The sequence below is a fragment of the Dietzia sp. HMSC21D01 genome, from assembly GCF_001815995.1.
GTDB lineage: Bacteria > Actinomycetota > Actinomycetes > Mycobacteriales > Mycobacteriaceae > Dietzia > Dietzia cinnamea.
On sequence record NZ_KV823760.1, the window covers coordinates 1 to 19,306 of the forward strand.

General features: G+C 70.2%; 17 protein-coding genes and 1 tRNA gene. 6 read left to right on the forward strand and 12 right to left on the reverse strand.

What is annotated here, in order from left to right; translation table 11 throughout:
* Window positions 1-119: 119 nt before the first annotated feature.
* Complete coding sequence (gene glmS / locus HMPREF3086_RS03440; RefSeq protein ID WP_061913950.1) at window positions 120-1,976, reverse strand: glutamine--fructose-6-phosphate transaminase (isomerizing); 1,857 nt, start codon at window positions 1,974-1,976, stop codon at window positions 120-122.
* A 73-nt stretch (window positions 1,977-2,049) separates the two neighbouring features.
* On the opposite strand from glmS, the gene HMPREF3086_RS03445 reads away from it, so the two are divergent.
* On the forward strand, window positions 2,050-2,922 hold the full coding sequence (locus HMPREF3086_RS03445) for a dienelactone hydrolase family protein (RefSeq protein WP_232302983.1): 873 nt from the start codon (window positions 2,050-2,052) through the stop codon (window positions 2,920-2,922).
* A gap of 5 nt (window positions 2,923-2,927) precedes the next feature.
* Here HMPREF3086_RS03445 and glmM read toward each other — a convergent pair whose 3' ends face one another.
* The 3 genes from glmM to rplM all read right to left on the reverse strand — a co-directional run bounded on the left by glmM (window position 2,928) and on the right by rplM (window position 5,422).
* Window positions 2,928-4,286 carry a phosphoglucosamine mutase gene (gene glmM, locus HMPREF3086_RS03450; RefSeq protein ID WP_061913946.1) on the reverse strand — a complete coding sequence of 453 codons (1,359 nt, stop codon included), beginning with the start codon at window positions 4,284-4,286 and terminating at the stop codon, window positions 2,928-2,930.
* Window positions 4,287-4,439: 153 nt separating this feature from the next.
* Window positions 4,440-4,937 (reverse strand): 30S ribosomal protein S9, encoded by a 498-nt coding sequence (gene rpsI, locus HMPREF3086_RS03455; protein ID WP_239550365.1) that lies wholly within the window; start codon window positions 4,935-4,937, stop codon window positions 4,440-4,442.
* Window positions 4,938-4,978: 41 nt separating this feature from the next.
* A complete protein-coding gene (gene rplM / locus HMPREF3086_RS03460) occupies window positions 4,979-5,422 on the reverse strand; it encodes a 50S ribosomal protein L13 (protein ID WP_007627425.1) in 444 nt (147 codons plus the stop codon).
* 212 nt (window positions 5,423-5,634) lie between these two features.
* Here rplM and HMPREF3086_RS03465 point away from each other — a divergent pair.
* Window positions 5,635-5,710: transfer RNA gene (locus tag HMPREF3086_RS03465), tRNA-Arg, on the forward strand.
* Window positions 5,711-5,753: 43 nt separating this feature from the next.
* Here the strand turns inward: HMPREF3086_RS03465 and HMPREF3086_RS03470 are convergent.
* The 5 genes from HMPREF3086_RS03470 to HMPREF3086_RS03490 all read right to left on the reverse strand — a co-directional run bounded on the left by HMPREF3086_RS03470 (window position 5,754) and on the right by HMPREF3086_RS03490 (window position 11,151).
* On the reverse strand, window positions 5,754-6,323 hold the full coding sequence (locus tag HMPREF3086_RS03470) for a hypothetical protein (protein WP_061230063.1): 570 nt from the start codon (window positions 6,321-6,323) through the stop codon (window positions 5,754-5,756).
* A 110-nt stretch (window positions 6,324-6,433) separates the two neighbouring features.
* Window positions 6,434-8,053: a solute symporter family protein gene (locus HMPREF3086_RS03475; RefSeq protein ID WP_061230064.1), complete on the reverse strand. Its 1,620-nt coding sequence runs from the start codon at window positions 8,051-8,053 to the stop codon at window positions 6,434-6,436.
* Window positions 8,053-8,343, reverse strand: coding sequence for a DUF485 domain-containing protein (locus HMPREF3086_RS03480; protein ID WP_070720176.1), 291 nt, complete (start codon window positions 8,341-8,343; stop codon window positions 8,053-8,055). Before HMPREF3086_RS03480 ends, HMPREF3086_RS03475 begins: the two co-directional genes overlap by 1 nt.
* A 260-nt stretch (window positions 8,344-8,603) precedes the next feature.
* Window positions 8,604-10,247: a substrate-binding domain-containing protein gene (locus tag HMPREF3086_RS03485; protein ID WP_061229986.1), complete on the reverse strand. Its 1,644-nt coding sequence runs from the start codon at window positions 10,245-10,247 to the stop codon at window positions 8,604-8,606.
* Between the two features lie 157 nt (window positions 10,248-10,404).
* On the reverse strand, window positions 10,405-11,151 hold the full coding sequence (locus HMPREF3086_RS03490) for an enoyl-CoA hydratase (RefSeq protein WP_061229987.1): 747 nt from the start codon (window positions 11,149-11,151) through the stop codon (window positions 10,405-10,407).
* Window positions 11,152-11,245: 94 nt separating this feature from the next.
* Here HMPREF3086_RS03490 and HMPREF3086_RS03495 point away from each other — a divergent pair, with 94 nt between their 5' ends.
* Together HMPREF3086_RS03495 and HMPREF3086_RS03500 are read left to right on the forward strand one after the other, a co-directional pair.
* Complete coding sequence (locus tag HMPREF3086_RS03495; RefSeq protein ID WP_070720177.1) at window positions 11,246-12,772, forward strand: carboxyl transferase domain-containing protein; 1,527 nt, start codon at window positions 11,246-11,248, stop codon at window positions 12,770-12,772.
* Window positions 12,773-12,835: 63 nt separating this feature from the next.
* Entirely contained in the window at window positions 12,836-14,752 is a 1,917-nt protein-coding gene (locus tag HMPREF3086_RS03500) for an AMP-binding protein (RefSeq protein ID WP_070720179.1), read from the forward strand.
* A gap of 359 nt (window positions 14,753-15,111) precedes the next feature.
* Here the strand turns inward: HMPREF3086_RS03500 and HMPREF3086_RS03505 are convergent, their stop codons facing one another.
* The 3 genes from HMPREF3086_RS03505 to pdxH form a co-directional block, all read right to left on the reverse strand.
* Complete coding sequence (locus HMPREF3086_RS03505) at window positions 15,112-15,468, reverse strand: FKBP-type peptidyl-prolyl cis-trans isomerase (RefSeq protein ID WP_061229990.1); 357 nt, start codon at window positions 15,466-15,468, stop codon at window positions 15,112-15,114.
* Window positions 15,469-15,497: 29 nt separating this feature from the next.
* Window positions 15,498-16,787: a citrate synthase gene (locus HMPREF3086_RS03510; protein ID WP_082767862.1), complete on the reverse strand. Its 1,290-nt coding sequence runs from the start codon at window positions 16,785-16,787 to the stop codon at window positions 15,498-15,500.
* A 146-nt stretch (window positions 16,788-16,933) separates the two neighbouring features.
* On the reverse strand, window positions 16,934-17,599 hold the full coding sequence (gene pdxH / locus HMPREF3086_RS03515; protein WP_061229991.1) for a pyridoxamine 5'-phosphate oxidase: 666 nt from the start codon (window positions 17,597-17,599) through the stop codon (window positions 16,934-16,936).
* Window positions 17,600-17,688: 89 nt separating this feature from the next.
* Here pdxH and serC point away from each other — a divergent pair, with 89 nt between their 5' ends.
* Both serC and sepH read left to right on the forward strand, forming a co-directional pair.
* Window positions 17,689-18,813, forward strand: a complete 1,125-nt coding sequence (gene serC / locus HMPREF3086_RS03520) for a phosphoserine transaminase (protein WP_061229992.1) — start codon at window positions 17,689-17,691, stop codon at window positions 18,811-18,813.
* 175 nt (window positions 18,814-18,988) lie between these two features.
* A partial coding sequence (gene sepH, locus HMPREF3086_RS03525) for a septation protein SepH (protein ID WP_141763974.1) occupies window positions 18,989-19,306 on the forward strand: 318 nt, incomplete at its 3' end.

Genomic DNA, 19,306 nt, shown 5'->3' on the forward strand with positions numbered 1-19,306 from the left:
CGCCGCATCACCGCGTCGGGGTCCCCCGCCGCGGCGGCCGCCTCGACGAGCGGACGCTCCGCGGCGCGGATGACCTCGACGGGATGGGCGCGCCTCATGATCTGACTACCGCGGGCGGGTCACTCCACCGTGACGGACTTGGCGAGATTGCGGGGCTTGTCCACGTCGTACCCGCGCGCGGCGGCGACCTCGGCGGCGAAGGCCTGGTACGGGATGGTGGCCAGCAGGGGCTGCAGCAGCGTGGTCGAGGCCGGGATCGGGATGAAGTAGTCCGAGAGCGGCCGGACCACCTCGTCGCCCTCCTCGGCGATCACGATGGTCCGCGCACCACGGGCCCGGATCTCCTGGATGTTGCTCACCAGTTTGGAGTGGAGCACCCCGCGCCCCTCGACCGGCGGCATCACGATGAAGACCGGCATGCCCTCCTCGATGAGGGCGATCGGGCCGTGCTTGAGCTCCCCCGCCGGGAAGCCCTCGGCGTGCATGTACGCCAGTTCCTTGAGCTTGAGCGCGCCCTCCAGTGCCGTGGGGTACCCCACGTGGCGACCGAGGAACAGCACCGACTTGGAGCCGGCGAGCTCGCGCGCGATCCCCCGGACCGGGTCCAGGGAGTCGACGACCTTCTGGATGTCCTCGGGCATGCGCTCGAGCTGGCGGAACTCGGCCGCCACCTCGTCCGGGTACTTGGTGCCGCGGGCCTGCGCGAGCGCGAGACCCACCAGGTAGTTTGCCGTGATCTGCGCGAGGTACGCCTTGGTGGAGGCGACGCCGATCTCCGGGCCGGCGTGCGTGTACAGGACGGCGTCGGCCTCGCGCGGGATCTGCGAACCGTTGGTGTTGCACACCGCCAGGACGCGGGCCTTCTGGGACTTGGCGTGGCGGACCGCCTCGAGGGTGTCCGCGGTCTCGCCGGACTGGGAGATGGCCACCACGAGCGTGGATCGGTCCAGCACCGGGTCGCGGTAGCGGAACTCCGACGCGATCTCGACCTCACACGGGAGCCGGGTCCAGTGCTCGATCGCGTACTTGGCGACCATGCCCGAGTGGTACGCACTGCCGCAGGCCACGATGAACACCTTGTCGATGTCACGTAGGTCCTGGTCGCTCATCCGCTGCTCGTCCAGCACGATGCGACCGTCCTGGAAGTGACCGAGCAGGGTATCGGCGACAGCCCCGGGCTGCTCGGCGATCTCCTTGAGCATGAAGTAGTCGTAGCCGCCCTTCTCGGCCGCCGCCAGGTCCCAGTCGATGTAGAAGGGACGGCCCTCGGAGGGCTCGCCGGCGAAATCGGTGATCTCGTAGGAGTCCGCGCGCAGGACCACGACGTTGTCCTGCCCCAGCTCGATGGCGTCGCGGGTGTGCTCGATGAACGCCGCGACGTCGGAACCGAGGAACATCTCGCCCTCACCGACACCCAGCACGAGCGGGGTCGAGCGCCGCGCGGCCACCAGGACGTCCGGGTGGGCGGCGTGGCTGAACACCAGTGTGAAAGCGCCCTCGAGGCGACGGAGCACCGTGCGACACGCGGCCACGAAGTCCCCGCCGCTGCCACCCGACTCCATCTCCCGGCGCAACAGGTGGGCTGCGACCTCCGAGTCGGTGTCCGACTCGAGCTCGACGCCCGCGGCCTCGAGCTCGGCACGCAGCGGGGCGAAGTTCTCGATGATCCCGTTGTGCACGATCGCGACATCGCCGGAGACGTGGGGGTGCGCGTTGCGGTCACTCGGACGGCCGTGCGTCGCCCACCGGGTGTGACCGATGCCGGTCGAGCCCGGGAAGCCACCCTCTCCCGCGGCCGCGAGCGCGGCCTCGAGATTGGCGAGCTTGCCCTCCTTCTTCTCGACCCGGGAGGCCCCCGACCCGTCGAGGACGGCGACGCCCGCTGAGTCATAGCCGCGGTATTCCATCCGCCGCAGGGCCTCGACGACGACTGGGAGGGCGGGGCGATGCCCGACATAACCGACGATTCCGCACATGGGCGCTAAGTGTAGCCACGAGGTCTGACAGCCCCGGCACCCTTAGCGCCCGCGAGGCGATACTGTGGCCATCGTGGCCAAGAAGACCAAGGAACTGCACGCCAGGGTGAGTCGACGCGGACCCTACGGCGTCGACAGGGGTGACCTCGGGTTCACCGGCACCCCCGGCGTCGTCTACGTCCCGCGCGACGCCCCGACGCCCGCGCCCGTCGTGGGATGGGCCCACGACTGGACCCGGGGGCCGCGGCACTACGTCGACACTCTCAAGCACCTCGCGTCGTGGGGTTTCGTGGTGGTGGCACCGGCCACCGATCTCGGGGTGCGCCCGAACCACCAGCACTACGCGGACCACCTGTCCGCGGCTCTCGAGGACACCCTCCGGGCGGCCCTCGGCCGCGGGTCGGTCCGTGCGGATCCGCGGCGCATCGGCCTGGCCGGTCACGGCCTGGGCGCCGGCGTGTCCGCACTGCTGGCCTCACAGCGCACCGACATCGACGCCGTCGCGATGGTGTTCCCCACCGAGACGGTCCCGTCGGCCGCGGACCGGGCGATGACCATCGACTCCCCCGCTCTGCTGCTGTCCGCCGCCGGCGGAGTCCACGCGGAGGACGCGCGAGCGCTGCACCTCGCGTGGCGGGGCGACCTCGTGCACCGGCGTCTGGACAAGGCGATCGAGGGCGGGCTGGTCGAGCGCAACGCGCTGATCGAGCGGATCGGACTGGCAGACCCGGACCGCCGCACGCACAGGACCGTGCGTCCGATGCTGGCCGGCTACCTGCTGGCGACGCTCGCCGGTGACGACACCTACGCGGCGTTCGCGGATCCCAGGGCGAAATTCAAGGACGCGGTCCCCGTGACGGACGAGATGCTGGAGGAGCCGGGGGACGACCCGCTGGCCACCGCGCCCCCGTTGCTCAAGCTGTTCAAGTCAATCACAGGCGGCTGAGCGGGTCAGACGGCGACGACGACGCTCGCGAGCCGCTCGGCGACCTCGCGGGCCAGCTCCGCGTCTTGGGCCTCGACCATGACGCGGACCAGGTGCTCGGTCCCCGAGGGGCGCAGCAGAACGCGGCCGGCGGCGCCGAGCCGCATCTCCTCGGCGGCGACCGCGTCGCCGACCGCCGGGGACGCCACGACCGCGGCCTTGTCCTCCACCGGCACGTTGATGAGGATCTGGGGCAGCACCGGCATCACGGAGGCCAACTCGGCGAGCGACCTGCCCGTCTCGGCCATCCGCGCCATGATGCGTAGTCCGGTGAGGACCCCGTCCCCGGTGGTCGCGTGCGCGGGCAGGACGAGGTGGCCGGACTGCTCGCCGCCGAGACTGTATCCGCCCTCGCGGAGGCGCTCGAGGACGTACCGGTCGCCGACCTTGGTCTCGGTGACCTCGATGCCGGCTTCCCGCATCGCCACCTTGAGACCGAGGTTGCTCATGATGGTGGCGACCAGCGCGTTGCCCGCGAGCTCGCCGGCGTCGCGCATGGCCAGGGCCAGGATCGCCATGATCTGGTCACCGTCGACGACCTCGCCGCTCGAGTCCACCGCGAGGCAGCGGTCGGCGTCCCCGTCGTGGGCGAGCCCGAGGTCCGCGCCGTGCTCGAGGACCGCGGCACGGACGTCGTCGAGGTGGGTGGAGCCGCAGTTGTCGTTGATGTTGTAGCCATCGGGACTGGCGTGGATCTCGATCACCGTCGCGCCCGCCTCGCGGTAGGCGCGCGGTCCGGCGACGCTGGCGGCGCCGTTGGCACAGTCGACGACGACGCGGACTCCGTCCAGCCGGGCCGGCGTCGCGCTGAGCAGATGACCGACATAACTGTCCAGGGCATCCTCGGGGGTCGCACGTGAAATCCTGCCGATCGCCGACCCGGTCGGCCCGGTGATGGCACCTTCGGTGAGCGCGGCCTCGATCCGGTCCTCGACCTCGTCGCCGAGTTTGTGACCGCCCGCGGCGAAGAACTTGATGCCGTTGTCCGGCATGGCGTTGTGCGAGGCGGAGATGACGGCGCCGAGCGCGGCGTCGTGGCGGTCCGTCAGGTGGGCCACGGCCGGGGTCGGCACCTCGCCCACCAGCAGAACGTCGACGCCCTGACTGGCCAGCCCCGCCGCGAGCGCGGCCTCGAGCATCTCCCCCGAGACGCGCGGGTCGCGACCCACGACGGCCAGTGGGCGCGCGCCCGCACGGTCGGACACGGGGCCGGTCTCAGTGGCGAGGACAACGGCGGCCGCCGCACCGAGCCGGACCGCCAGGTCGACGGTGAGGGTCCGGTTGGCGAGCCCACGGACCCCATCGGTGCCGAACAGTCGCGTCATGTCGTGTAGTCCTCCGAGGTCTTGTGGTCGCCGCCGCGGGGCGGATCGGGAATGCCCGGGTCAGGATAACCCCGTCCGGTCGCGCACTCTGCAAATGGACCAGAGCAGGCCCCGCGTCGCGGGAACCTGCTCTGGTGTCGTGATCCTGGCGGATCAGCGCTTCGAGTACTGCGGGGCCTTACGGGCCTTCTTGAGGCCGGCCTTCTTGCGCTCGACCGCGCGGGCGTCACGCGTGAGGAAGCCCGCCTTCTTGAGCGCCGGGCGATCGTCCGGCGAGTACTGGGTCAGCGCGCGGGCGATGGCCAGACGCAGCGCGCCGGCCTGACCCGAAGGGCCGCCACCGTGGAGCAGCGCCACGATGTCGAACTGCTCCTCGCGCTCGACCAGCACCAGCGGCGACTTGACGAGCTGCTGGTGCACCTTGTTCGGGAAGTACTCCTCCAGGGACCGGCCGTTGAGGGTGAACTGGCCGGAGCCGGGCAGCAGGCGGACGCGGGCGACGGCCTCCTTGCGGCGGCCGACGGCCTGGGCCGGGCCGGAGGAGACGACGGGCGCGAACTGGGCATCGGCGTCGGCGACGAAGTCGCTGCCACCGGCGTAGTCGGCCTCGCTGTAATCCTCGGCGACCTCGGCGGCGAGATCCGCCACCATGTCGTCGGCGACCTCGGCCTCGGGGGTGATGTTCTCGTCGGTCACTGGGCCACCTGCTTGATCTCGAAGGGCACGGGCTGCTGGGCGGCGTGCGGGTGATCCGGACCCGCGTACACCTTGAGCTTGGAGGCGACGGCACGACCGAGCTTGTTGCTCGGCAGCATGCCCTTGACGGCCTTCTCGACGACGCGGTCGGGGCGCGTGTCCATGGCCTTGCCCAGGGTCTGCGACTTCAGCCCACCGGGGAAACCGGAGTGGCGGTGCTGCACCACGCGGTCACGCTTGTTGGACGAGATCGCGACCTTGTCGGCGTTGATGATGATGACGAAGTCGCCGGTATCGGCGTTCGGGGCGAACTGCGGCTTGTGCTTGCCACGGAGGATGTTGGCGACCTGGACGGCGAGTCGACCGAGCACCACGTCGGTGGCGTCGATGACATACCAGGCGCGCGTCACGTCCCCGGGCTTGGGGGTGTACGTGGACACAGGCAATACCTCTGTCTGTCTAGTGGGCTGCCGGCCGGCAGGCGCCCTCCCCCTCGAACGGCGGCCGGTGGTGACCCGTGCGAGGCGGTCCACCGTCTCCGTTAAAGGAGACGACATGGACGCCGACAGTCGACGATACCGTCCGGCAGGCGCCCACTCCAAGTCGCCGATCACGACAGAGCGGCCCATCGGTTAGACTCTCCCCGGTTCCCGCCCTCGTAGCTCAGTGGATAGAGCACGGCTCTCCTAAAGCCGGTGTCGGAGGTTCGATTCCTCTCGGGGGCACCACTGATCGCCCGGGCCGCGTCGGCGTCGCGGACCCGGCGGGACGTCAGCGCCTGAGCGTGGCCGAGAAGGCGCTCGTCAGCGCGAGGATCGGCAGACCGATGAACAGGTGCACGATCGCGGCCGCGAGCCCGTCGAGGAACGGCACCGTCACCAGCAACGGCAGCGCCACAGCCGCCACGATGAGCAGCCCCACCGTCCAGGAGTAGAACTGCTGGGGGTTGGCGGTGCCGATCAGCAGCAGGTACCAGAGCAACCCGGCGAGGATCGCCGCGACGGCGCCGTAGACGGCGTACATCGTCGGGGTGTTCCCGCCGTTGGCCCACTGGTGGCCGAAACGGGAGAACACGGCGTCCACCACCCAGGCGATCAGCCACCCCGCGATGGCTGCTACCAGTGCGGTGGCGGCCACGCTGCCGACGAATTTCCCCACGTCGATCGCGGGCCCGCGGCGGGATTGGCGGGGTTCCACATAGCCGTCGTCGTAGCCGCCCTCGGCGCCGTAGCCGTCGTCATGGGCGGGGTCGTACGCCCGGTCGCCGCTCATCCTCGAGTAGGCACGCGAGTCGGGTTGCTGACCCATGCGTCGGGTGTGGTCGTCCTGTCCAGGATACATCTCTACCGCCTCCGAATCGGTGTGGTGCCCACCGAGGGTAGTCCCTCGGTGGGCACGACGACGCCGCCCGACCGTCTGGCGACGGTCGGGCGGGCCAATGGGGGTCAGGGTCAGTGCGCGATGGTCTTCTCCACACCGACTCCGGTGAGCGAGCGGACCTCCATCTCCACGCGCTTCTCCGGGAACTCGTCCTTCTTGCCGATGAACGTCCCGATGATGCCCAGCAGGAACGCAAGGGGGATCGACACGATGCCCGGGTTGGAGAGCGGGAACAGGGAGAAGTCGACGCTCGAGATCATCGACTTCTCGCTGCCGGAGACCGCCGGCGAGAGCGCGATGAGCACCAGGGTGCTGATCAGGCCGCCGTACATGGAGAACAGCGCGCCGGTGGTGTTGAACCGCTTCCAGAACAGCGAGTAGAGGATCGTCGGCAGGTTCGCCGAGGCCGCGATCGCGAAGGCGAGGGCCACGAGGAAGGCGATGTTCTGCCCCATCGCGCCGATGCCCATGACGATCGACACGAGGCCGATCACGACGACCGTGATCCGGGAAACTCGCAGCTGCGACTGCTCGGTGGCCTGCCCGTGCTTGATCACGCCGTTGTAGATGTCGTGCGCGAAGGAAGCGGAGGCGGTGATGGCGAGTCCGGCCACCACGGCGAGGATTGTCGCGAAGGCGACGGCCGAGATGATCCCGAGGAAGATCTCACCTCCGAGCGCGAAGGCGAGCAGCGGCGCCGCCGAGTTCACACCGCCGGGGGCGTTCTCGATGACCTCGGGTCCGACCATCGCCGCGGCACCGAAGCCCAGGACGAGGGTGAACAGGTAGAACCCGCCGATGAGCGCGATGGCCCAGGTCACCGACCGACGGGCCTCCTTCGCCGTCGGGACGGTGTAGAAGCGCATGAGGACGTGTGGCAGACCGGCGGTGCCGAAGACCAGGGCGATCGACAGCGAGACGAAATCGAGCTTGCTGGTCTCGGTGGCGCCGTACTGCAGTCCCGGCCGTAGAAGATCCTTGCCGGAGTTGGCGACGGCCTCGCCGAGGAGCGCGGAGAAGTTACCGCGGGCGGCGACGAGGACCAGGAGGCACATGATCAGTACACCGCCGACGAGCAGGACGGCCTTGACCATCTGGACGTAGGTGGTGCCCTTCATACCGCCGACGAGGACGTAGACGATCATCAGGATGCCGACGACGGCCACGACGATCGACTGCCCCGCGGAGTCGTCGATGTTCAGGAGCAGGGCGACGAGCCCGCCAGCGCCGGCCATCTGGGCGATCAGATAGAACAAACACACCGCGAGCGTTGCCAGCGCGGCCGCCATGCGGACGGGCCGCTGGTTGAGCCGGAAGCTGAGCACGTCGGCCATCGTGAACCGGCCCGTGTTGCGCATCAGCTCGGCCACGAGCATCAACGCCACGAGCCAGGCGACGAGGAAGCCGATCGAGTACAGGAAGCCGTCGTATCCGTTGATCGCGATGGCGCCGGCGATACCGAGGAAGGAGGCCGCCGAGAGGTAGTCACCGGCGATCGCGAAACCGTTCTGCGGGCCGGTGAAGCTCGAGCCGCCCGTGTAGAAGTCCTTGGTCGACTTGGTCGACTTCGACGCCCTCAGCACGAGGGTCATCGTGACGACGATGAAGACGGCGAATACCGCCATGTTGAGGAGGGTGCTGCCCACCTGCTCCCCCGGCGCGAGTTCGTTGATGTTGATCAGCCAGTCCATCAGGCGATCCCACCTTCCAGCTCGAGGCGGATGGACTCCGCGCGGGGATCGATCTCACGGTTGGCGAAGCGGATGTACAGGAAGGTGATGAGGAAGGTCGTCACGAACTGCCCCAGGCCGATGATCAGACCCCAGGTGATGTTCCCGAACACCTTGGTCGCCATGAAGTCCGTCGCGTAGACGGCCAGGATCACGTAGAGGAAGTACCAGACGAGGAAGGCGATCGTCATGGGGAACACGAACGCCCTGAACTTGCTGCGCAGATCCTGGAAGGCGGGGCTGGCCTGCATCGCCGTGAATTCCGCCGCTTCCGGGGTTCGTCGCGATGCCCCCCCCCCGCCGGCGGATCGGTTGGTTGGGACACGGAGGTCCTCCGTTTCGGGTTCTCGTCAGCACACCCCTGTAGTGATGTGCTTCACAAACACTGACCGGAGAAGTGTGACACGTAACACAGCTGATTGCGGGGAGGCTTTCGGCGAACTCTCATGACGAGCCGAAACCGCGGGCGGCGGCACCCCCGTCGGTGGGTACCACTTACCTCACTGCGGGGCTACGGCCGGGCCGAGGCGCCGCGGCGCCCCACCGCCTCCGCGAACACCCGGACGATCTCCTCCTGCGTGCGGGCGACATAGCTGCTGCCGCCGGTGGCCTGCGCGATCTGCGCGAGGGTGCCCGAACTGCTGTCGTCCAGAAGGCTCACCGACACCACGATCACGGGGCGGGACGGGTCCACCATCTCGTCGAGCCGGGCGAAGAACTCTCCTGCTCCGATGTCCGAGGTCGCGTCGTCCGCGCCGTCGGAAATGACGATGATCGAGTTGACCATGTTCGGGTCGTACCCCGAGCGCACCATGGCGTAGGCGTCGAGCACGGAACGATAGAGGTCGGTGCCGCCACCCACCATCCCGGGCAGAGAGGCCAACGCACCGCCCAGCGCGGCACGGTGCGTTCCCCCGGGAGCTGCCGCGTCGAGGCGCTGCAGCGCCGCGACCTCCGCGTACGGCAGCCCGTCGCTCCCGGCGGCACCGCCGAACGCCCACAGTCCGAGCTCCGCGTCGTCGGGGAACTGGCCGAGCCCTGCGCCCGCCGTCTCGACGAGCGCCTGGATGCGGGTGCGGTCCGTGCCGGGCACCCCGAAGCCCATCGAACCCGATGTGTCCACCAGGACCAGGGACCGGCCCGGCATCGACAGGAGCCGCCAATGCCGCAGAGCACTGTGGACCCGGTTCGCATCCCGGACCACGAGCGCTTCGATCTCGCCCACCCCCGCTCCCCCGGCGAGCGGCGCCCGGAAGGCGGTCCGGAAACCGTCCCGGGAGAGCCCGTCGGCGACAGCGGTCGCCGCGGTGGCGTCCCGGAGCGCCTCAGCGGCCTCGACCACGTCGACGCGGCGCGTCGAATCCTGGGTCGTCACGGCCACCGGATAGGTGAGGAATACCGCCCCGGTGGCGGGCGCGTACAGCTCCATCCCCGAGTCGGGTGCCGCCCGCTGCGCGAGCACCGCGTCTCGCTCCGTCACGATCGCCGCGCCGCCGCCGGCGATCACCCTGTCGAGCATCTCTCGGGAGGTCGGCGGGACCTCCATCCGACTCATCTGCCCCTGGGCCAACATCGCCATCGAGGCCCCCAGCGCCTCCGGAGCCGACCGCAGCATCTCGACCTCCGAGGTCGCAGCGAGGATCGGCGCGTCCGCTACCCCGGACCGGACCGGATCACCCATCATCAGCCCCGGCGTGGCGAGCGCCGAGGTCCACGTCGACTTGTCGACCCCGGCGTCACGGGAAGCGATGACCACCGGGGTCGACGCGAGGGAGTTGAGGACCGTCTCGAACGGGATCTGCACGTCCTGGGACACCTGAGCGAGACGTACGGCGGAGTCCGGCACCCAGATGTCCGGCAACGCCTCCCGCGAGACCGTGCGGGTGGACATGTCCGCGGAGGAGACCGTTTCCACGTCGAAGGCGTGACAACCGTCGGCATGCTCCGCCAGGACTCGGACGTGCTCGACGATGTCGGGCTCGGCTGCCACGCTGATCCGCGGCTCAGCCCCGCAGAAGCCGGCGACGCCCGCCCTCGACAGCCCGGAGATCACCAGTCCCACCACGAGCACGGCCGCGAGGATCGCCGCCCCCACGAGGACGACCCGCCGGGCCGTCGGATTGTTGTTCTGCGGCGATGCGCTGTGCCTGGCCATCGGTGACGCTCCCCCCGGTCATGCGATACCCGGGGTCGTGCCAGACGCCCGCGACACGCGGGTCCGGGTCGGGCGCGGTGAATCTTACCCGGCCGGGCGACCCGCGGTGTCCGTACGTGGGGCGCCACGGCGACCGTGCGTCCTGCGGTGGGGCGGTTCAGCGCCCGCGGAAGACGGGTGGCCGCTTCTCGGCGCGGGCGGCCCGGGCCTCGGCCATGTCCTCGCTGCTCCACGCGCGCAACTGGAGTTCGGTGTGCTCCTCGCGCGGGAGCAGCCGGGCGTCGTCATCGTTGATCACGGTCTTGATGTGCCGCAGGCTCAGCGGTGCGAACCGCGAGAGCTCGGCAGCCAGCTCCATGGCCGCCTCGACGTCCCCGATCTCGCTGGCCAGTCCGATCCGGGCAGCCTCCTCCGCACCGACGGGGCGGGCGGTCATGAGCACCGACCGGGCGTGGCCGCCGCCCACGACGTTGGCCAACCGCTTGATGGTCCAGTTGTCCAGTGCCAGCCCCACCTTCACGACGGGCACGGTGAAGACGGCACCGGGCGCCACCACCCGCAGATCCGCGGCCAGTGCCAGCTGCACGCCCGCACCGACAGCCGGGCCGTTGACGGCGGCGATGACGGGCACCGGGACCGACTCGACTGCGCGGAGCATCCCGGCGTGTGCGTCGTAGAAATCCGAGTTGTACACCCCGCCGGACAGATCGGCACCCGCGCAGAAAGCGGTTCCCGCTCCGGTGATGACGATTGCGCGGACGGGGTCTTCGGCGTCGGCCTCCGCGCCGGCGGCCTCGATGGCGTCGCGCAGGGCGATGCACACCTCGGCGTCGAGCGCGTTGCGGGTCTCGTGACGGTCGATGGTGACGACGACGACTGCGCCGTCCCTGCGGCTGACGATCATGGCGACGGAGGGCTCCTCTGCGTGACGGGGGTACGGCAGTGCACCCTCACCCTCACGATACCCGCTGGTAGGCGCCCCACCGTACGATGCGGTCATGGCGCGCACCGGAGCTCTGCAGATCCTCGACATGGTCCTCGACGACGGCTCCTTCCGGTCCTGGGACGACGCCCCGGTCCGCCCGCCACAGGTCGACGCGGCGCCGGGGTACGAGGAGGCGCTCCAGCGGGCGACCGAGAAGTCAGGCGTGGACGAGTCGGTCATCACCGGTGAGGGGACCCTACTGGGCCGCCGGGTCGTGATCATCGCGTGCGAGTTCGACTTCCTCGCCGGGTCGATCGGGATCGCCGCCGCCGAGCGGATCGTCTCGGCGATAGAACGGGCGACGGCCGAAGGGCTTCCGATCCTCGCCTCTCCCACCTCGGGCGGTACGCGGATGCAGGAGGGGACGCTCGCGTTCCTCCAGATGGTCAAGATCTCCGCCGCCGTGGCCGGTCATAAGAGCGCGGGGCTGCCCTACCTCGTGTATCTGCGGCATCCGACGACCGGCGGCGTGTTCGCGTCGTGGGGGTCGCTCGGTCACGTGTCGGTGGCCGAACCCGGCGCACTCATCGGCTTCCTCGGGCCCCGCGTCTACGAGGCGCTCTACGACGCGCCGTTCCCGGACGGGGTCCAGGTCTCCGAGAACCTCGCGCGACGCGGGATGATCGACGGCGTGCTCCCACCGGAGGGGCTTCGCGACCTCACCGCCCGAGCCCTGAGGGTGCTGTGCCAGGACCCGCCGTCGGACGACGAGCCGGTGCCGCCCCACGGGCCGGTCCCCGAACCGGAGTCCGACGACGGACGTCCCCCCGATGCCTGGGACGCCATCACCCGGTCGCGGCGCCCGGACCGCCCCGGAGCGCGTGCCTTCCTCGACCGCGTGGCGCCCGACCGGGTGCTCCTGTCCGGCACCGGTCAGGGCGAGGACAGCGGATCACTCCTGTTGTCGCTGGTCCGGTTCCGAGGCCAGTCCGCAGTCGTGCTCGCGCAGGACCGGGACGCGGAGAACGAGAAGAGCCCTCTCGGCCCGTCCGCGTTGCGGTCGGCACGCCGCGGTATGCGCATAGCCGCGGAGATGGGGGTCCCTCTGGTCCTGTTCATCGACACCCGCGGCGCCGCTCTGTCGCGGGAGGCGGAGGAGGGCGGACTGGCGGGTGAGATCGCCAGGAGTCTGGCCGACCTCGTCACCCTGCCGACCCCGACCGTCTCCGTGATCCTGGGGCAGGGCACCGGCGGCGCCGCTCTCGCCCTGCTCCCCGCCGACAGGGTCCTGTGCGCGCGTCACGGGTGGCTCGCCCCCCTGCCGCCGGAGGGCGCCAGCGCGATCCTCCACCACGAGACGAGCCGAGCCCCTGAGGTCGCACGGTCGCAGGGCATCACCTCCGCGGACCTGCTGGAGGCCGGGATCGTGGACGTGGTCGTGCCCGAACGTCCCGACGCCGCGGACGAGCCCGAGGCGTTCTGCGACCGGATGGCCGGCGCGGTCGCGTCCGCGCTGCTCGAGGTCCGCCGACGCCCCCCTGAGCGGAGGTACGCCGAGCGGATGATGCGGTATCGCGAACTGGGCCTCGGATTAGAGTGAAACCAGTCACATCCCGTCGGCGCGGTCGGCGGGCCCGCTCCCGTACGTGAGGGGAAGTACCCGATGTCGGACTCGACGACCTCGACCTACGACGCCGCCCACCGGCTATCGATCGACGTTCCCGATGCCTTCTGGTTGGACGTCGCCGGGGACATCGATTGGACCACGACCCCCACGACGGCGGTCGACGGATCCCGTCCGCCCTTCTACCGGTGGTTTCCCGACGGTGAGCTGAACACGTCGTACAACTGCGTCGACCGGCACGTCGCCGCCGGGCGGGGCGAGCAGGCCGCGTTCATCTACGACTCGGCGGTAACCGGCGTCAAGCAGACCATCACCTACGCCCAGTTGCTACAGCAGGTCGAGGAGTTCGCGGGCGCGCTCGCCGCGGAGGGCGTGGGTCGCGGCGACCGGGTCGTCATCTACATGCCGATGGTCCCCCGCGCCGCCGTGGCGATGCTCGCGTGCGCCCGGCTCGGTGCCGTCCACTCCGTTGTCTTCGGCGGCTTCGCCGCGCCCGAGTTGGCGATCCGGATCGACGACGCCCGCCCCAAGGTGATCGTCACGTCCCACGGCGGCATCGAGCCGACGCGCAAGGTGCCCTACTTCCCCATGGTCGCCAAGGCGCTCGAGCTGACCCGCCACAACCCGGGGGCTGTGATCGTGGCCCCGCGTCACGACCAGTTCCCCGACATGGCGTTCCCCGACACCCCGGGGACCACCTGGAGCTATTGGGAAGACGCCGTCGCCGGCTCCGATCCGGCGGCACCGATCCCGGTGAAGGCCACCGATCCGCTGTACATCCTCTACACCTCCGGTACGACCGGGCTACCCAAGGGCGTGGTCCGCGACAACGGCGGACATGCCGTCGCGCTCGCGTGGTCGATGTGGAACGTCTACGGCATCCGCCCGGGCGACGTGTGGTGGACCGCCTCGGACGTGGGCTGGGTGGTCGGCCATTCCTACATCGTCTACGCGCCCCTGCTGGTCGGCGCGACCTCGGTGATCTACGAGGGCAAGCCCGTCGGCACCCCTGACGCCGGGTCGTTCTGGCGGGTGGCCTCCGAGCACCGCGCGGTCGCGCTGTTCACAGCTCCGACCGCCGTGCGGGCGATCCGCAAAGAGGATCCCGAGGGCCTCGAGATCGGCAAGTACGACCTGTCGGCCATGCGCACCTTCTTCTGCGCTGGCGAGCGTCTCGATCCGGACACCTACCAGTGGGCCACCGACAATCTCGACAAGCCCGTCGTGGACAACTGGTGGCAGACCGAGACCGGCTGGCCCATCGCCTCCAACCTGCGCGGCCTGGAACCGATGCCGATCAAGCCCGGCTCCCCGACCGTCGCGGTCCCCGGTTACGACCTGCATGTGCTCGACGGAGACGGCAAGCCACTTCCGCCCGGCGAGGAGGGGAACCTGGCCATAAAGTTGCCCATGGCCCCGGGCACGCTGGCGGGTCTCTGGGAGGACGACGAGAGGTTCGTCTCCTCGTACATGACAGTCTTCGAGGGGTACTACTCCACGGGTGACGGCGGGTACATCGATGAGGACGGCTACGTCTTCGTGATGGGTCGGACAGACGACGTCATCAACGTCGCCGGCCACCGGCTGTCCACGGGGTCGATGGAAGCCGTCATCGCTCGGCATCCCGCCGTCGCGGAGGTCGCGGTGATCGGCGTGAAGGACCCTCTCAAGGGCCAGCGCCCCGTCGGCTACGTGGTGCTCAAGTCCGGCCAGGTCCGCGACCCCGACGAGCTGCGGTCGGAGCTGGTGGCGATGGTGCGTGACGAGATCGGGGCGGTGGCCACCTTCCGCGACTGCACGGTCGTGCAGGGACTGCCCAAGACCCGCTCGGGCAAGATCCTCCGCAAGACGATGCGGCAGATCGCCGACGGCCAGCAGGATGTGGCGGTGCCGTCGACGATCGAGGACCCAGCCGTCCTCGAAGCCCTCGCGCCTTTCCTTCGGCAGCAGGGGTAAACCCGAGCCTGCGACAGCAGGGCACCCGCATCCGCGCCCGCGCCTGGCGTCTCGCTCCCGTCGATGGCGTCTCGCTCCCGTCGATGACGCTGCGCATCGCAGCCGCCCCTCGCCATGGCGCCTGGCGCGAACCGCGGGGCAGGCGAGACGCCATGGCGAGGGGCGGCTGTGGCGGTCGGGCACCCTGGGCTGCGGCAGGGCCGGGCCAGCAGCCGTCGGCCGGACTTGTGCGTACCGGCCGGGTGTGTGTGCGTACCGGGCGGAGGGCGCGTCGCGGGTTCCGGCCCGACAGACGACGGCGCCCCGCCCTCCCGTGAAAGGAGGACGGGGCGCCGCTGTCGCGTTCCGGGACCGCCCGGTCAGGCGTCGAGCAGGTCGATCACGAAGACCAGGGTCTTGCCACCGAGCGGGTGCAGGGCCGCGGAGGTGCCGTAGGCCTTGTCCGGCGGGATCACCAGCTGGCGGCGTCCGCCCACCTTCATCCCCGGGATCCCCTCCTGCCAACCCTGGATGAGGCCGTTCAACGGGAAGGTGATGGACTCACCCCGATCCCAGGAGGAGTCGAACTGCTCACCGGTCTCGTAGTCCACCCCCACGTAGTGCACGGTGACGTTACCGCCGGCGACCGCCTCCGCGCCGTCGCCCACCGTGAGGTCCTCGCTGACGAGGTCGGTGGGCGCGGGACCCGTCGGCATGTCGATCTCGGGCTTGTCCATGATGTTCTCCTGGGGTGGGAATCCCGGGTTCAGCGCTGGCTGATCGGGGTGAAGCTCCGCTCGGCCGGGCCGGTGTAGACCTGGCGCGGGCGGTTGATCTTGGTGGAGGGATCCTCGCGCATCTCGCGCCAGTGGGCGATCCAGCCGGGCATGCGACCGAGCGCGAACAGCACGGTGAACATGTCGGTCGGGAAGCCCATCGCACGGTAGATGAGGCCGGTGTAGAAGTCGACGTTCGGGTAGAGCTTGCGCTCGACGAAGTAGTCATCGGCCAGCGCGGTCTCCTCGAGCTTGAGCGCGATCTCGAGCAGAGGGTCGTTGCTCTGGGACAGCAGCGCGTGGGCGTGCTTCTTGGCGATCTGGGCGCGCGGGTCGTAGCTCTTGTAGACGCGGTGACCGAAGCCCATCAGCTTGACGCCGTCGACCTTGTTCTTGACGCGGTCCATGTAATCGGTGGCGTCGCCGCCCTCCGACTCGATCCGCTCGAGCATCTCGAGCACGGCCTGGTTGGCGCCGCCGTGAAGCGGGCCGTACAGGGCGTTGATGCCACCGGTGATCGAGGAGTACAGCGGCGCCTCGGAGGAGCCGACCATCCGCACCGTGGAGGTGGAGCAGTTCTGCTCGTGGTCCGCGTGCAGGACGAGGAGCATGTCGAGGGCCTTGGCAACCTCGTCGGTGATCTCGTAGTCCGGGCCGAACGTCATCCGCAGGAAGTTGCGGACGTACCCGAGCGACGGGTCCGGGTCGATGGCGTCCTTGCCGTTGCGGATGCGCTCGATGGCCGCCGCCAGGGTCGGGCCGCGTCCGAGCAGACGCGCGGTGGCCAGGTCGACGGCCTTGGGGTCGTCGATGTCCAGGTCGTCACCGTGCGTGCCGAACAGGCTGACGCCGGCCGAGAGGACGGGCATCGGGTGCGTGTCACGGGGGAAGGCCTGCAGCAGCGGCATCATCTGCCCGGGCAGCGCCGTCTCCGCGAGGACCTTGTCGGTGAACTCGGCGAGCTGCGCCTCGGTGGGATCCTCGCCGTAGATGAGGAGGTAGGAGACCTCGAGGAACGAGGCGTTCTCGGCGAGCTGGTCGATCGGGTAGCCGCGGTGACGCAGGATCCCCTCGGCACCGTCGATGTAGGTGATCGAGGACGTGCACGCGGAGGTGTTGACGAAGCCGACGTCCAGGGTGGTCATCCCCGTCTCGGCCAACAGCGAGCCGAGCTGCACGGCGTCACTACCGCAGCTCGCCTCCACCACGTCGAGTTCGAGCTCACCGCCGGGGTAGGACAGTGTTGCTTTGCGGTCCGAACCGTTCGAGCCTGCGGTCACGCGATTCCCTCTCCGACGACTGGTCCCGGCGGTCGAGTCCCGCCACGAATGTGCTGTGCCACACCCTACCGTGGCCGCCGTTCGGGGTTCGAAGGGAGTTCTCCCGTTCTCCCCCCGGCGACCCGGCCCGGCGACCCGACCCCGCGTCAGGGCTGCAGCCGACGGGCCGTCCACCGGTCGCCGTCCCGGAGGCACTCGACGCGGTCGTGGAACCGGTCCGGCCCGCCCTGCCAGAACTCCACCCGGTCCGGGACCACCCGGTACCCGCCCCACCGGTCGGGCATGGGGATCTCGTCGACGCCGGCCAACCGCTGCTCCGCGGTCGCGTACAGCGACTCGAGCTCGGCCACCGACTCCGCCGGGCGCGACTGCTCCGACGCCCACGCGGCGATCTGCGAGCCCCGCGGCCGGGTGCGCCAGTACGCGAGGCTGTCCGCCCGGTCGATCGGATGGCAGGCGCCCTCGACGTGCACCTGACGCTCGGCGATCAACCAGGGGAAGGTCACCGACGCGTACCCGGTCTGCGCCAACTGGACGCCCTTGCGCGACGTCGTCGTCGTGAAGAAGGTCACCCCGCCCTCGTCGACGCCCTTACACAGGACGGTCCTGGTCGACGGCCGTCCCTCTGCACCGACGGTGCCGAGCACCATGGCGTTGGGTTCGCGGACGCCGCGCCGGCCCGCCTCGTCCAACCACTCGGTGAACAGGGGCAACCACCCGCCGGCGAGGTCGGCCACGTCCAGCCGCGCGTGCAGGCCGTACCCGACGCGCATGGTGTCGAAGTCGGTGGGTTCCAGGACCGGTTCCTCCATGACCCCAGACGGTACTCCGGGCCCGGCGCCGGGCCGGACTACCATGGAGCGCGACCCACCCGACGACACCGAAACGGCATCCCAAGAGCATGAGCGATCAGCTGCCCACCATTCCCGCCGACCTCAAGCCCGCCGACGGCCGCTTCGGCTGCGGTCCGTCCAAGGTTCGCCCCGAGCAGATCTCGGCCGTGGCCGACGCCGCCACTACGGTGATGGGCACCAGCCACCGCCAGGCCCCGGTCAAGGACGTCGTGGGTCGCGTGCGCGACGGCCTGGCCGCGCTGTTCTCCCTCCCCGAGGGCTACGAGGTCGTGCTGGGCAACGGCGGCACCACCGCGTTCTGGGACGCCGCCGCGTTCGGCCTGGTGCGGGAGAAGTCGCTGCACCTGACCTATGGCGAGTTCTCCTCCAAGTTCGCCAAGGTCACCGGCGGCGCGCCGTTCCTCGCCGACCCGATCGTCATCTCGGCCGACCCCGGCTCGGCGCCGGAGCCGACCTCCGACCCGTCCGTCGACCTCATCGGTTGGGCCCACAACGAGACCTCCACCGGCGTGATGGTGCCGGTGTCCCGCCCGGCGGGCTCGGAGAACGCGCTCGTCGCGATCGACGCCACCTCCGGCGCCGGCGGCCTGCCCGTCGACATCGCGGACGCCGACGTCTACTACTTCGCCCCGCAGAAGTCCTTCGCCTCCGACGGCGGCCTGTGGGTGTCGATCATGAGCCCGGCCGCCCTCGCGCGGGTCGACGAGATCGCGGCCACCGACCGCTGGTGCCCCGACTTCCTGTCGCTGCCCACCGCGGTGGACAACTCGCGCAAGAACCAGACGTACAACACCCCGGCCGTGGCGACGCTGCTGATGTTCGCCTCGCAGATCGAGTGGATGAACGACCAGGGCGGGCTGGACTGGGCCGTGGCGCGGACCAAGGACTCGTCCTCGCGTCTGTACGACTGGGCCGAGGCCAGCGACTTCGCCACCCCGTTCGTCGCCGCGCCGGCGCACCGTTCGCAGGTCGTGGGCACCATCGACCTGGCCGAGGAGATCGACGCCGCGAAGGTCGCCAAGACCTTGCGCGCCAACGGCATCGTCGACACCGAGCCGTACCGCAAGCTGGGCCGCAACCAGCTGCGCATCGGCATGTTCCCGGCGATCGAGCCGGAGGACGTCACGCAGCTGACCCGCTGCATCGACCACGTGGTCGGCCAGCTCTCCTGAGCCGCCCCGGGCACGCCGGCCCCCTCCGGCCGGACCCGCACTTTTCCGCAGCCCACCCGGCCCGTCCGCGCGCCGGGTGGGCTGCGCTGCCCTACCATGTGGGAACGCGCCCAGGCCCCCGGGCAGCGGAGCAGCTCAGGCCGCCGACGGGGCCGCGAGGAGTCGAGGAGGCGGCATGCGGAAGCTGAGGATCATCGGTGTGGACACCGAGTCGTCGGTCGTCGAATGCGAGGTCCCGGACTCCGGTGAGAAGTTCACCCTGCCCCTGGACGACCGTTTCCGTGCCGCCGCTCGCGGTGAGTTCGTGGCCGGCGGATCGGACCGGGCGCCGGTGACCGGCACGCTGCGTCCCCGCGAGATCCAGGACCGCATCCGGCACGGGGCGTCCCCGGAGGAGGTCGCCGCCGACGCGGGGGTGCCGCTGTCCCGCATCGAGGGTTTCGCCGTGCCCGTGCTGCTGGAGCGGGCCAACGCGGCCGAGCTCGCGCGGGCC

What these genes read in the sequence shown, in the direction of transcription:
- pdxH (WP_061229991.1), bottom strand. Translation starts at nt 17,599, where the DNA reads ATGGAGGAACCGGTCCTGGAACCCACCGACTTCGACACCATGCGCGTC.
- HMPREF3086_RS03490 (WP_061229987.1), bottom strand. Translation starts at nt 11,151, where the DNA reads ATGATCGTCAGCCGCAGGGACGGCGCAGTCGTCGTCGTCACCATCGAC.
- HMPREF3086_RS03505 (WP_061229990.1), bottom strand. Translation starts at nt 15,468, where the DNA reads ATGGACAAGCCCGAGATCGACATGCCGACGGGTCCCGCGCCCACCGAC.
- glmS (WP_061913950.1), bottom strand. Translation starts at nt 1,976, where the DNA reads ATGTGCGGAATCGTCGGTTATGTCGGGCATCGCCCCGCCCTCCCAGTC.
- HMPREF3086_RS03480 (WP_070720176.1), bottom strand. Translation starts at nt 8,343, where the DNA reads ATGCAGGCCAGCCCCGCCTTCCAGGATCTGCGCAGCAAGTTCAGGGCG.
- HMPREF3086_RS03475 (WP_061230064.1), bottom strand. Translation starts at nt 8,053, where the DNA reads ATGGACTGGCTGATCAACATCAACGAACTCGCGCCGGGGGAGCAGGTG.
- HMPREF3086_RS03500 (WP_070720179.1), top strand. Translation starts at nt 12,836, where the DNA reads ATGTCGGACTCGACGACCTCGACCTACGACGCCGCCCACCGGCTATCG.
- HMPREF3086_RS03485 (WP_061229986.1), bottom strand. Translation starts at nt 10,247, where the DNA reads ATGGCCAGGCACAGCGCATCGCCGCAGAACAACAATCCGACGGCCCGG.
- glmM (WP_061913946.1), bottom strand. Translation starts at nt 4,286, where the DNA reads ATGACGCGACTGTTCGGCACCGATGGGGTCCGTGGGCTCGCCAACCGG.
- rpsI (WP_239550365.1), bottom strand. Translation starts at nt 4,937, where the DNA reads ATGGTGGCGGATCTCGCCGCCGAGGTCGCCGAGGATTACAGCGAGGCC.
- serC (WP_061229992.1), top strand. Translation starts at nt 17,689, where the DNA reads ATGAGCGATCAGCTGCCCACCATTCCCGCCGACCTCAAGCCCGCCGAC.
- HMPREF3086_RS03470 (WP_061230063.1), bottom strand. Translation starts at nt 6,323, where the DNA reads ATGTATCCTGGACAGGACGACCACACCCGACGCATGGGTCAGCAACCC.
- HMPREF3086_RS03495 (WP_070720177.1), top strand. Translation starts at nt 11,246, where the DNA reads ATGGCGCGCACCGGAGCTCTGCAGATCCTCGACATGGTCCTCGACGAC.